Raw genomic sequence first — 12,760 nt, forward strand, 5'->3', positions numbered from 1 at the left:
GTCAGAACGCCGCGTCCTTGATCTTCTGCCACGTCAGGCCCGCCGGGGCCGGGATGTCCCGGGTGCTCAGCCGGCGGCGGAAGACCCAGTACGTCCAGGCCTGGTAGGCGATCACCAGCGGGGTGAGGACGACCGCCACCCAGCTCATGATGGTCAGCGTGTAGTCCGTCGAGGAGGCCTCGGCGACCGTGAGAGATTCCCCTCCGTCGAGCGCCGGGATGACGTCCGGGTACATGGAGCCGAAGATCAGCACGACGGCCGCGACGATCGTCACCGCCGACAGGGTGAAGGCGGCTCCTTCGCGGCGCGCACGGGTGGTCACGACCACACCGGCCAGGCTGGCCGCGGCCACCCCGACGGCGGCCCACGTCCACGGGGTCGAGTAGGCGAGCTGCGCCCAGAGGGCCCAGCCGCCGGCCACGGCGAGGGCACCGACCGACAGCCCGGAGGCGAGGCGTGCGGCGCGGGCACGGATGTCCCCGTCCGTCTTCAGCGCGACGAAGACGGCCCCGTGCAGCAGGAACAGCGACACCGTGGTGAGGCCGCCGAGCAGGGCGAACGGGTTGAGCAGCGCCCAGAACCCTCCGACGTACTGGTGGTCGGCGTCGAGCAGCAGACCCCGGACCAGGTTGCCGAAGGCCACCCCCCACATCACGGCCGGGATCCAGGAGCCCGCCTGGATCGCCAGGTCGCACCGCCGGGCCCAGGCTGCGTCGGCGATCTTGCCCCGGTACTCGAAAGCGACGCCACGGGCCACGAGCCCGACGAGGATGATCAGCAGCGGGAGGTAGAAGCCCGAGAACATCGTCGCGTACCACTCGGGGAACGCGGCGAAGGTCGCCCCGCCGGCGGTGAGCAGCCACACCTCGTTGCCGTCCCAGACGGGGCCGATGGTGTTGACCAGCACGCGGCGCTCCTTCTCCCGGTGCTCCTTGTCGCCCCGGGGCAGGATCGAGAGCAGCATGCCCACGCCGAAGTCGAAGCCCTCGAGCACGAGGTAGCCGGTCCACAGCACGGCGATGATGACGAACCAGAGGATCGCGAGGTCCACGTCAGGTCTCCAGTCTCTTCAGGTGCGGGCGCTCAGTACGCGAACGACAGCGGGCGGTCGGAGTCGTCGGGGTCCTGCGCCTCCGGCGACTCGTCCCGCACGGTGTCGGGCACGCCCTCGATCGTGTAGCGGTGCATGAGGCGGTACCAGACGACGGCGAGGACCGCGTAGATGACGGTGAGGACGATCATCGAGGTGAGGATGACGCCGGGCGGGACGGCCGTGGACACGCCGCGCTCGGTGAGCAGCCGGACCTGGTCGATGCCCGTGGGGTTGGGGACCACGGCCCAGGGCTGGCGCCCGACCTCGGTGAAGATCCAGCCGAACGAGCAGGCGGCGAACGGCATGGGGATGGCGAGGATGCCGAGACGCCCGAGCCAGACGTTGTCGCTGACCCTCCCCTTGCGCGTGAACCACAGGGCAGCCAGTGCGAGCGCGACGGAGAACACGGCGAGACCGATCATCAGGCGGAAGGACCAGTAGGTGATCGCGAGGTGCGGGGTGTAGGTCACCTCCTCGCCGTCGGCGGTGACGTCGCCGTACCGCTCGGTGTACTCCTCCTGGACGTCGTAGACGCCCGGCAGGTAGGACTCCTCGCCGGAGAAGTGCCCGGTGCCCAGGTAGCTGGTCAGCCCCGGCAGGGAGATGAGGTGCTCGACGTCCTCGCACCCGGCGTACAAGGGCCCCACGGCCAGGATGGAGAACTCGGCGGACTCGGTGCCCTCGCACAGCGCCTCGGCCGACGACATCTTGCCGGGTTGCTGCTCGTACATCAGCTTTCCCTGGACGTCGCCGGACCAGATCACCCCGATCCCGGCGACGATCATCACCCACACGCCCACGAGGACGGCGGGGCGGTACACGTTCCGTGCTGTCTCGACGTGCTCGGGCCGCTTGCTGCGGACCAGCCGCACCATCCACCAGGTGGCGATCCCGGTGACGAAGGTGCCCGCGGTCAGGAACGCCGCGGTGATGGTGTGTGGAAAGGCCGCCAGCAACGTGTTGTTGGTCAGCACGGCCCAGACGGACTCCATCTCGGCGCGGCCCGTCTCGGGGTTGTAGACCGTCCCGACGGGGTGCTGCATCCACGAGTTCGCGGCGAGGATGAAGAACGCCGAGAGGTTGGTCGCCAGGGCGAACAGCCAGATCGAGGCGAGGTGGATCTTCTTGGAGACCCGGTCCCAGCCGAAGATCCACACACCCAGGAAGACCGACTCGACGAAGAACGCGGCCAGCGCCTCCATGGCGAGCGGTGCACCGAAGACGTCACCGACGAACCGCGAGTACTCGCTCCAGGCCATCCCGAACTGGAACTCCTGCCAGATCCCCGTGACGACCCCCAGCGCGAAGTTGATCAGCAGGAGCTTGCCGAAGAACTTCGTCAGGCGCAGCCAGCGCTCGTTCTTCGTGACGACCCACGCGGTCTGCATGCCGGCCACGATGGGCGCGAGCCCGATGGTCAGGGGCACGAAGATGAAGTGGTAAACGGTCGTGATGGCGAACTGCCATCGAGCCAGATCCAGAGCTTCCACGGAGCGACTCCTCAAAGTTTGTGAAGACCTTCACGAACGCTCTCGTGAAGATCTTCACAAGTCAAGCCGTAGGGGCTCGATGTGAGCGGCGCCACGCCGACGGCCGGACCTCGGTCGGCGGCAGCACCGAGGGGTGCGATACTGGACGGCAGACCGCCGGGGCCACATCCCCCGGACGGTCGACAAGCTTGCAGCTCCCGCGTCCCGCACGCGGTGCCGCGGCCGGGCGTGAAGGGGCCCGGCAGCCGGCGGCCGCGAAGACGGGGGTGACGCAGCCGAGACCGAGACTTCCGTCCGGGCGGCGCGCTGAGCAGCGCTGCCACCCGGGGCGGCGACCACCCGGCGGCCGGTAGGTGTGGGCCGGCACCCGGGAGCAGGAGCGTATTTCGTGACGTCCGACATCCCGACCGGCGACCAGGCGACCAGCGAGGGCGCGAGCAGCGGCCCCCGGCGCGCGACCCGCCGTCGGGTCACCCGTCCCACCTCGGCGCCCCAGGCCTCCGGCCCGGCGCCCATCGTGGTCCCCTCGTCTGCGCCCGAGCCCGCGCCGGCACCTGACGCAGCGCCGACCGACGCGGCGACGACGGCTCCGGAGGAGGCCGCCCGCACCGAGTCCTCCACCGGGTCCTCGTCCGCATCCGCCCGGCGGCCACGCCGTGCGGTGCGACGCACCGCGGGACCGGCCTCGGAAGCTGCCCCGAAGCCGGAAGCCGCCCCGGAGCCGGAAGCCGCCCCCGCCGACCGTCCCACGGAGCCCGCCGCCGTCTCGCTGCCGAAGGCGGCGGAACCTGCCGCACCCACGACCCCGGGCGGTTCCTTCTCCCTGGACGACATCGTGCTGCCCGGTGCCCCGGCCGTGGAGCCGGCACCCGAGGCGTCGCCCGCGCCGGCCAAGAAGCGGTCCTCGCGGAGCAAGGCCGCGCAGCCCGCCGAGGAGAAGGTCGAGGAGAAGGCCGAGAAGCCGGCGAAGAGGTCGCGCTCCCGGGCGCCGAAGAAGAGCGCCGCCGAGGCCGCCGCGCCGCCGCAGCCCGCCGAGGCCGAGCAGCCGGCCCAGCCCGAGCAGCCGACCCAGCCCGAGCAGCCGACCCAGCCCGAGCAGCCGGCCGAGCCCGCGACCACTCGCGCCGGCGGGGACTCCGGCACGCCGCGCCTGGCCACGACGGCGTTGCTGTTCCAGGCGCCCGAGATCTCCGGGCCGCGCCGGTCCCGCCGTGCGCAGGCACCGGCCGGACCGCCGACCCACCGCGACGACGTCGACGGAGGCACCGCGGCGGAAGCAGCGACCGGGGCCGTCGAGGACACCGGGAGCGTCGCGCCCTCGGCACCGGTCGCCGAGGCCGGCACCGGCGCCGCGAAGGACGAGAAGAAGCCGTCGCGCAGGTCCGGGTCGCGGCGCAGCACCCGCGCGGCCAAGGCCGCCGACGCATCGAGCGAGCAGTCCGCCCTGGAGGAGCCGACGCCGGACGCCTCCGACGACGCCGCCGAGGCAGCGCCGGCGCCCGTCGAGCCGATCTCGCTGAGCCAGGCCGAGGAGGCCGCCGTCTCCGAGCTCGAGGTCATCGAGACGGAGCTCGAGGCGGAGGGCGTCGCGCTGCCTGAGCTGCGCCCCGAGGACTTCGTCGAGGACGGCGACGAGACCGACATCCGGCCGCGTCGCCGCCGCCGTCGTGGCGGCCGCGGCCGTCGTGGCGGGCGCAAGATCGACCAGCGGGACGACGACGGCACCGACGACGACGAGGGCACCGACTCGTCCGACGCCGAGGAGTCCGCGGCCTCTGCGGACGCCACCGACGCCGGCACCGGCAACGACGAGCAGCGTGGCCAGGGGGCGGGGCGCACGGAGGACGGCGACCGCCCGGACGACGACTCGTCCGGCTCGAGCCGTCGTCGTCGCCGCCGTCGCCGTGGCGCACGCAGCGGTGAGCGCGACGGGGGCCGCAAGGAGCGTGCCGAGGACGAGGTCACGGCGCTCAAGGGTTCGACCCGGCTGGAGGCGAAGCGCCAGCGGCGCCGTGACGGGCGCGACGCGGGCCGTCGTCGCCAGGTCATCACCGAGGCCGAGTTCCTGGCGCGCCGTGAGTCGGTCGAGCGGTCCATGTTCGTCCGCGAGGAGAACGGCCGCACGCAGATCGCCGTGCTCGAGGACGGCGTGCTCGTCGAGCACTACGTCTCCCAGCAGGAGCAGGCCTCGATGGTGGGCAACGTCTACCTCGGCCGGGTGCAGAACGTGCTCCCGTCGATGGAGGCCGCCTTCGTCGACGTCGGCAAGGGCCGCAACGCCGTGCTGTACGCCGGCGAGGTGAACTGGGACGCTGCGGGGATCGAGGGGCAGCCGCGCCGGATCGAGGAGGCGCTCAAGTCGGGCGACTCCGTGCTGGTCCAGGTGACCAAGGACCCGATCGGTCACAAGGGCGCTCGCCTGACGTCGCAGATCACGCTCGCGGGCCGGTACCTCGTCTTCGTGCCGGGCGGCGGCATGACCGGCATCAGCCGCAAGCTGCCGGACACCGAGCGCAGCCGCCTGAAGAAGATCCTGCGCGACGTCGTGCCGGAGGGTGCTGGCGTCATCGTGCGCACGGCCGCCGAGGGCGCCTCGGAGGAGGAGCTGCGCGCCGACGTCGAGCGCCTGCAGTCGCAGTGGCAGGCGATCAGCGACGGCGCGGCCAAGGCGTCGACCAGCGCCCCCAGCCTGCTCCAGGGTGAGCCGGACATGGCCATCCGCGTGGTGCGGGACATCTTCAACGACGACTTCACGTCGCTCGTCGTGCAGGGTCAGCACGCCTGGTCCGAGATCTCGTCGTACGTCGCGGAGCTGGCGCCCGACCTGCGCGAGCGCGTGAGCAAGTGGAACGAGCCCGGCGACGTCTTCGCCAAGCACCGCGTCGACGAGCAGCTCGCCAAGGGCATGGACCGCAAGGTCTGGCTGCCCTCGGGGGGTTCCCTCGTCATCGACCGGACCGAGGCGATGACCGTCGTCGACGTCAACACGGGCAAGTTCACCGGGTCGGGCGGCACCCTCGAGGAGACGGTCACGCGCAACAACCTGGAGGCCGCGGAGGAGATCGTCCGCCAGCTCCGGCTGCGTGACATCGGCGGGATCATCGTCATCGACTTCGTCGACATGGTTCTCGAGTCGAACCGCGACCTGGTGCTGCGGCGTCTCGTGGAGTGCCTCGGCCGGGACCGCACGAAGCACCAGGTGGCGGAGGTCACCTCGCTGGGTCTGGTCCAGATGACGCGCAAGCGTGTCGGTCAGGGCCTCGTCGAGGCGTTCTCCTCCACGTGCGAGCACTGCAAGGGGCGCGGCTTCATCGTGCACAGCGAGCCGATCGAGCGCGGCGGCGCGGCGTCCTCCGGGGCGGGCGACGACGGCGGGTCGAAGCGGTCGCGCCGCAAGCGGACCGGCAAGAAGGACGAGCCGCAGCAGCCTGCTGCCGACATGGCCAAGCTGCCGGACGACAAGTCCGAGGCGCGGGAGGCGGTCAAGGCCACCCTCGCCACGATCGCCGCGGCGGCCGCGCACGCGCACGACCACGACCACGACGAGGAGCACGGCGGTCCGTCGGCCGGAGGTCCCGCGACGGCTGAGGCGAACGAGCCGGGGGAGTCGGCGAAGCCGGTCACCGAGGGCACGGCGGCCGAGGCCGGTGCGGCGGTGGAGGCGGCGGTCGACGCGATCGTGCTGCCCGAGCCCGAGCCCGAGCCCGAGCCCGAGCCCGAGCCCGAGCCCGCGGGCGCCCCCGCCGAGCTGCCGGCAGCGTCCGAACCGGCGCCGTCGGGCGACCCGGCCGGACCGTCGGTCGACCCGGCCGAGCCGGCCAAAGGAGCCGGAGCCGCAGAGGCTCCTGAGCAGGCTGATGGCGAGGCTTCGGCGCTGACCGACACGCCCTGAGCAGCCGGGTGACCGGGGTGCTTGACTGGTCCGCATGGACGACGGTCGAGCCCCCGGTCATCTCACGGTCGTCGGCGGACCCATGTTCGCCGGCAAGACGGAGGAGCTCGTCCGTCGCGTGCACCGCGCCCAGATCGCCGGCCGGGGGACCCTCGTGGTCACGCATGTGCTCGACACGCGGTACGGCGCGGGCAGGGTGGCCTCCCACTCCGGCGTCGTGGCGGAGTCCCGGGCCGTGGAAGACGCCGGTGCCGTCGCAGGGATGGTGACGCCGGACGTCCGCCTCGTCGCGGTCGACGAGGCGCAGTTCTTCGGTCCCGGTCTCGTGCCGGTCGTCCTCGACCTGCTCGACGCGGGGCTCGACGTCGTCGTCGCGGGGCTCTCCGTCACCTACGACGGGCGGCCGTTCGACCCCGTCCCGGCGCTCATGGCCCTCGCGGAGTCGGTGGTCAAGCTGACGGCGGTGTGCAGCGTGTGCGGCCGGGACGCCGCCTACCACGTGCGGGCGTCCGACGACGGCTCACCGGTGGACGACGCCGTCGTGCCCGTCGCCGCGCACGTCGGAGGGACGGAGTCCTACCAGGCGCGCTGCCGTGCGCACCGGACGCCCCGGTAGGCCCGGGGCCGGTGGTCAGTTGCCCCGCAGCTCCTGCCGCAGGGGGCAGTCGAACGGGTCGCGGGCGGCCAGCCCGACCTGGTTCAGGTAGCGCACGACGATCGCGTACGACGCGACGAGGCTGGTCTCGGTGTAGGGCAGACCATGGCGGGCGCAGTGGTCGCGCACCAGGAGGCGGGCCTTCGCCAGGCTCGGGCGCGGCATGCTCGGGAACAGGTGGTGCTCGACCTGGTGGTTGAGGCCGCCCATCAGGACGTTCATGAACCAGCCGCCGCGGATGTTGCGGGAGGTGAGCACCTGCTTGGACAGGAAGTCCATCTTGGTGCCTGCCGGCACCAGCTTCATGCCCTTGTGGTTCGGGGCGAAGGACGCCCCCATGTAGACGCCGAACACGGCGAGCTGGACGCCGATGAACGCGGCGGCGAGTCCGAGCGGCATGAACCAGACGATCACGCCGACGTAGAGCGTGAGTCGGACGGCGATGGTGACGATCTCACGACGGCGCGCGGCGAGGGTCTTGGGCGGACCCGTGAGCAGGGACCGGATCGAGGTGACGTGCAGGTTGAGTCCCTCGAGGGTCAGCAGGGGGAAGAACAGCCAGCCCTGGCGTCGCGTGATGTGGCGCAGCGGGCCGCGGACTTCGGCGGCGTCGTCCGGGGTGAACCGGATCGTGTCCGGCGCGATGTCCGGGTCCTTGCCGACCTGGTTGGGGTTGGCGTGGTGGCGGGTGTGCTTGGTCATCCACCACGAGTAGCTGATGCCGACGACGGCGTTGGCGAGCCAGCGCCCGACGCGGTCGTTGACCGGCCCGCTCGCGAAGACCTGGCGGTGGGCGGCCTCGTGGGTCAAAAACGCGATCTGGGTGAGCACGATGCCGAGCGCACCGGCCATGAGCAGCTGGAACCACGAGTCCCCGAGCAGCACGATCCCGGTCACGATGCCGCCCAGCGCCAGCGTCACCCCGATCCCGATGGCGAGGTAGTACCCGTAGGCCCGGCGCAGCAGGCCGGCCTCGCGCACCTGGCGGGCAAGGTCGCTGTAGCTGCTGGTGAAGCGCTCGGCGGCGCGGGGCGGGGGGCGTGTGTCGTCGAGGACGGACGATGCGGAGGGGGCCATGCATGCCTCGCAGTTGGTCGGTGTCGACTTCCCAGCCGAGATGGTGGGCAGGTGCCCGGCGATGGGCCGAGCCTACGGGACCGTAGGTTCCGAGGTCGCGACACGGAAGTGAAGGTCTCGCGCAGGTCCTACCGAACCGGCTCAGCCCTGGACGAGTGGTACGAAGCTGTAGGTGCCGTGCTCCGAGGTGCGCACCGTGCCGTCGTCGGCCCGTTCGACCAGCAGCATGGCGTGGCGCACGGGGATGACCATCCGGCCGCCGGGAGCGAGCTGGTCGACCAGCTCGGCCGGCAGCTGGTCGGGCGACGCCGAGACGAGGATCCGCTGCCACCCACCCTCGCGAGGCGACCCGAGCGTATCGCTCGTCGCCGGCACGATCGTGGCCCACGGCATCTCCTGCCGGGCCAGGTTCGCGGCGCCCCAGGTCGCGATCTCGGGGACGAGCTCGACGCCGAGCACCTCGCCGCCGGGGCCGACCAGGTGCGCGAGCAGCGCCGTCGTCCACCCCGAGCCGGAGCCCACGTCCAGGACCGCGCCGCCTCGCGGGACCCGCAGGAGCGTCAGCATGGCGGCGACGGTCGACGGCTGCGAGCACGTCTGCTCGTGGCCGATGGGCAGGGGCCGGTCCTGCGCGGCGGCGGCGCGCTGGGCCCGGGGGAGGAAGCCACGCCGGTCGACGGCGCGCAACGCCCCTGCGACGGCGTCGTCGGTGCCGTCGTCGTTGGGTGGGCCGCAGGCAGGCGGAGGTGTGGGCCTCACCGTGCCATGATCGGCCGGTGGCGGTCCCGTCGCGAGCGGGCCCCTGCGACCGGACCCAGCGAGCGTGCCTCCTCGAGCACCGGTCCTGGCCGCGACGTGCCTGAGGTCACGCCCGCCGCCGCCCCGGGCCGGTTGATCGCAGCAGGTGGCGTCACGTAGAGTAGTGCGTCGGCGCGCCCTCAGTGCGCCTGTCCCGTGTGCCCTCGGCGCACCGCACTCGACCGCCGCGGCGGCCAGAGTTCCAGATCAAGCCGGTGACCGACGTCGGGCGAGCACGCCAAGACCAGGAGAGATGAGCATCAGCATGGTGTACGCGATCGTCAAGGCCGGTGGCCGTCAGGAGAAGGTGTCCGTCGGGGACATCGTCGTCATGGACCGTATCGAGGCTTCGGCCGGCGACTCCGTCGAGCTGCCCGCGATCCTGCTCGTGGACGGGGAGAAGGTGACCACCGACGCGGAGAAGCTCGCGAAGGTCACGGTCACCGCCGAGGTCGTCCGGGACGTCAAGGGCCCGAAGATCTCGATCCAGAAGTACAAGAACAAGACCGGTTACAAGAAGCGCCAGGGTCACCGTCAGCAGCTGACCCGCCTGAAGGTCACCGGCATCAAGTGACGTCCGGCGGCCTCGGCCGCCCGGTCCCACCCTCTTCGTACTCCCAGAAAGCAGGACTGACATGGCACACAAGAAGGGCGCGAGCTCCTCGCGCAACGGTCGTGACTCCAACGCGAAGTCGCTCGGTGTGAAGCGCTACGGCGGCCAGGCCGTCAACGCCGGCGAGATCATCGTGCGCCAGCGCGGCACCCACTTCCACCCCGGCGAGAACGTCGGCCGCGGTGGGGACGACACGCTGTTCGCGCTCGCTGCCGGCGAGGTCGCCTTCGCGACGCGCCGCGGCCGCAAGGTCGTCGACATCGTCGCCGCCGCCCAGGCCTGAGCCAGAGCGCAGCGAAGCAAGTGTCGGCGCAGGCCTGGCGGACGACTCAGGCCTGAGCCAGAGCGCAGCGAACCGCTGCCGCACTTCCCACGAGGGGCGCACCATCTCGGGTGCGCCCCTCGTGCTGTTCCCACCCTCCTGAGAGGATCTACCCATGGCCAGCTTCGTCGATCGAGTGGTGCTGCACGCCGCCGGCGGTGACGGCGGGCACGGGGTCGCCTCCGTGCACCGCGAGAAGTTCAAGCCGCTCGGCGGGCCCGACGGCGGCAACGGCGGCGACGGCGGCAGCGTCCGCCTCGTCGTGGACGCGCAGACCACCACGCTGCTCGAGTATCACCACTCGCCTCACCGGCGCGCGTCCAAGGGCGGACAGGGCATGGGTGACGACAAGGACGGTGCCAAGGGCGCCGACCTGGTCCTGCGGGTGCCGGACGGCACCGTGGTCAAGGACCGCGACGGCGACGTGCTCGCCGATCTCGTGGGCGACGGCACCGAGTACGTCATCGCCGAGGGCGGACGCGGCGGCCTCGGCAACCGTGCGCTCGCCTCGCCGAAGCGCAAGGCGCCCGGGTTCGCGCTGCTCGGCGAGCCGGGGGAGGAGCGCGACGTCGTCCTCGAGCTCAAGTCGATCGCCGACGTCGCGCTGGTCGGTTTCCCGAGCGCCGGCAAGTCGTCGTTGATCGCCGCGGTCTCGGCGGCCCGCCCCAAGATCGCCGACTACCCGTTCACGACGCTGGTGCCGAACCTCGGCGTGGTGCAGGCGGGCGACACCCGCTACACGATCGCCGACGTGCCGGGGCTGATCCCGGGCGCCAGCGAGGGCAAGGGGCTGGGGCTGGAGTTCCTGCGCCACATCGAGCGGACGGCCGTCATCGTGCACGTCCTCGACTGCGCGACGCTGGAGCCGGGCCGCGACCCGATCAGCGACCTCGAGCTGCTCGAGGCGGAGCTCGCGGCCTACGCGGGCGACCTGGGCATCGAAGGTGGCCGCGTACCGCTGACCGAGCGCCCGCAGCTCGTCGTGCTCAACAAGATCGACGTCCCCGAGGCGCGCGAGCTCGCGGAGTTCGTCCGCCCGGACCTCGAGGAGCGCGGGCTGCGCGTCTTCGAGGTCTCGACCGCCTCCCACGAAGGGCTGCGGCCGCTGACGTTCGCGCTCGGCGAGCTGGTCGCCCAGGCGCGTGCCGCCGCGCCGCCGCCGGAGCCCGCGCGCGTCGTCCTGCGGCCGCGCGCCGTCGACGACGCCGGGTTCACGGTCACCCGCCGCACCGACGGCTCCACGGGGCACGTGTACTTCCTGGTCGAGGGCCGCAAGCCCTACCGGTGGGTGCGCCAGACCGACTTCAACAACGACGAGGCCGTCGGGTTCCTCGCGGACCGGCTGGCCAAGCTCGGCGTCGAGGACCGGCTCCTCAAGGCGGGTGCGGTGGCGGGCGACGAGGTGCGCATCGGCACCGACCGCGACGCCGTCGTGTTCGACTGGGAGCCCACGATGAGCACGGGCGCGGAGCTCCTCGGGGCGCGCGGCACCGACCTGCGCTTCGACGAGCCCTCGCGGCCGACGCGCGCCAGCAAGCGCCAGGAGCACAGCGAACGCATGGACGCCAAGACGGCGGCGCGCGAGGAGCTGTGGACCGAGCGGGAGTCGGGCCACTGGGCGGACCCCAGCGACGACTGACGTCCGATGCGGGGATGATGGCCCCGTGAACGCCCTGACCCGCTCCGCTCTGCCGGCCGCCCGCCGGATCGTCGTCAAGATCGGCTCGTCGTCACTGACACGACCGGACGGGCACCTCGACGTGACGGCGCTGCGCGCCCTGGTGGACGTGCTCGCCGCCCGTCGGTCGCAGGGGCAGGAGGTCGTGCTCGTCACCTCGGGGGCGATCGCCGCGGGCATCGGGCCGGCGGGGCTGACGACTCGGCCGCGCGACCTGGCCACCATGCAGGCCTGCGCGATGCTCGGCCAGGGGCAGCTCGTGGCCCGTTACAGCGAGGCCTTCGCCGCGCACGGGATCCGGGTCGGTCAGGCGCTGCTGACGGCCGAGGACACGGTGCGCCGCGTGCGGTACCGCAACGCGCAGCGCTCGCTGGAGAAGCTGCTCGCCCTGGGTGTGGTGCCGGTCGTCAACGAGAACGACGCCGTGACGATCGACGAGCTGCGCTTCGGCGACAACGACCGGCTCGCCGCCCTCGTGTCGCACCTGGTGCGCGCCGACGCGATGGTGCTGCTCACCGACGTCGACGGCCTGCACGACGCCCCGCCGAGCCGCCCGGGCGCCCGACGGATCGCCCAGGTGGCCGACCTGGGCGACGTCGCGGGCGTCGAGGTGACCGCACGGGGGAGCACCGTCGGCACCGGGGGGATGGTCACGAAGCTGGAGTCGGTGCGGATCGCCACCCAGGCCGGGGTCCCCGTGGTCCTCACCGCCGCGCGGAACGTCGCCGCCGCGCTGGCCGGGGACGACGTCGGCACGTTCTTCGCGGCGGGCCGCAAGCGCACGACGGCCCGCCGGCTGTGGATCGCGCACGCGGCCCGCGCGGCCGGGGTGCTGCACCTGGACGCCGGTGCCACCCGTGCCGTGCTCGGCGGGCGGGCCTCGCTGCTGCCCGCAGGGATCACGCGCGTCGAGGGCCAGTTCGAGGCCGGCGACCCGGTCGAGCTGGTCGGCCCGGACGGCGCGGTGGTCGCCCGAGGCCTCGTCGCGTACGACGCCGCCGAGCTCCCGCCGCTGCTGGGACGGTCCACCTACGAGCTGCGCGACGACCTGGGCGAGGGCTACGACCGCGAGGTGGTGCACCGGGACGATCTCGTGCTCGAAGGGCGGAACGGCCTGTCCTCGCCCGGCCCGGCGTCGTAGT

The 12,760-nt window shown here is 72.5% G+C and carries 10 protein-coding genes; 6 read left to right on the forward strand and 4 right to left on the reverse strand.

The window, feature by feature from the left end; genetic code table 11:
* Position 1: 1 nt before the first annotated feature.
* Both cydB and AC3RJ8_RS06205 read right to left on the reverse strand, forming a co-directional pair.
* Positions 2 to 1,051 carry a cytochrome d ubiquinol oxidase subunit II gene (cydB, locus tag AC3RJ8_RS06200; RefSeq protein WP_489715039.1) on the reverse strand — a complete coding sequence of 350 codons (1,050 nt, stop codon included), beginning with the start codon at positions 1,049 to 1,051 and terminating at the stop codon, positions 2 to 4.
* A 32-nt stretch (positions 1,052 to 1,083) separates the two neighbouring features.
* Entirely contained in the window at positions 1,084 to 2,583 is a 1,500-nt protein-coding gene (locus AC3RJ8_RS06205) for a cytochrome ubiquinol oxidase subunit I (RefSeq protein ID WP_489715040.1), read from the reverse strand.
* Between the two features lie 388 nt (positions 2,584 to 2,971).
* Here AC3RJ8_RS06205 and AC3RJ8_RS06210 point away from each other — a divergent pair, with 388 nt between their 5' ends.
* The gene (locus AC3RJ8_RS06210) at positions 2,972 to 6,475 is read left to right on the forward strand and encodes an Rne/Rng family ribonuclease (protein WP_489715041.1); all 3,504 of its coding nucleotides are present in this window, start codon (positions 2,972 to 2,974) and stop codon (positions 6,473 to 6,475) included.
* Between the two features lie 34 nt (positions 6,476 to 6,509).
* Positions 6,510 to 7,091: a thymidine kinase gene (locus tag AC3RJ8_RS06215; protein ID WP_489715042.1), complete on the forward strand. Its 582-nt coding sequence runs from the start codon at positions 6,510 to 6,512 to the stop codon at positions 7,089 to 7,091.
* 15 nt (positions 7,092 to 7,106) lie between these two features.
* Here the strand turns inward: AC3RJ8_RS06215 and AC3RJ8_RS06220 are convergent, their stop codons facing one another.
* Together AC3RJ8_RS06220 and AC3RJ8_RS06225 are read right to left on the reverse strand one after the other, a co-directional pair.
* Positions 7,107 to 8,207, reverse strand: coding sequence for a fatty acid desaturase family protein (locus AC3RJ8_RS06220; protein WP_489715043.1), 1,101 nt, complete (start codon positions 8,205 to 8,207; stop codon positions 7,107 to 7,109).
* A 141-nt stretch (positions 8,208 to 8,348) separates the two neighbouring features.
* On the reverse strand, positions 8,349 to 8,966 hold the full coding sequence (locus AC3RJ8_RS06225) for a protein-L-isoaspartate O-methyltransferase family protein (RefSeq protein WP_489715044.1): 618 nt from the start codon (positions 8,964 to 8,966) through the stop codon (positions 8,349 to 8,351).
* Positions 8,967 to 9,270: 304 nt separating this feature from the next.
* Between AC3RJ8_RS06225 and rplU the strand changes: the two genes are divergently transcribed.
* From rplU to proB, 4 genes are all read left to right on the forward strand, one after another.
* A complete protein-coding gene (gene rplU / locus AC3RJ8_RS06230) occupies positions 9,271 to 9,579 on the forward strand; it encodes a 50S ribosomal protein L21 (RefSeq protein ID WP_489715595.1) in 309 nt (102 codons plus the stop codon).
* Positions 9,580 to 9,640: 61 nt separating this feature from the next.
* Positions 9,641 to 9,901, forward strand: a complete 261-nt coding sequence (gene rpmA / locus AC3RJ8_RS06235; protein ID WP_106268511.1) for a 50S ribosomal protein L27 — start codon at positions 9,641 to 9,643, stop codon at positions 9,899 to 9,901.
* A 154-nt stretch (positions 9,902 to 10,055) separates the two neighbouring features.
* A complete protein-coding gene (gene obgE, locus AC3RJ8_RS06240; protein WP_489715045.1) occupies positions 10,056 to 11,579 on the forward strand; it encodes a GTPase ObgE in 1,524 nt (507 codons plus the stop codon).
* Positions 11,580 to 11,604: 25 nt separating this feature from the next.
* Positions 11,605 to 12,759, forward strand: a complete 1,155-nt coding sequence (gene proB / locus AC3RJ8_RS06245; RefSeq protein ID WP_489715046.1) for a glutamate 5-kinase — start codon at positions 11,605 to 11,607, stop codon at positions 12,757 to 12,759.
* Position 12,760 lies beyond the last annotated feature (1 nt).

This window comes from Isoptericola sp. MSGPD8_1_ISO-PGPR-S23-394 (assembly GCF_058072785.1).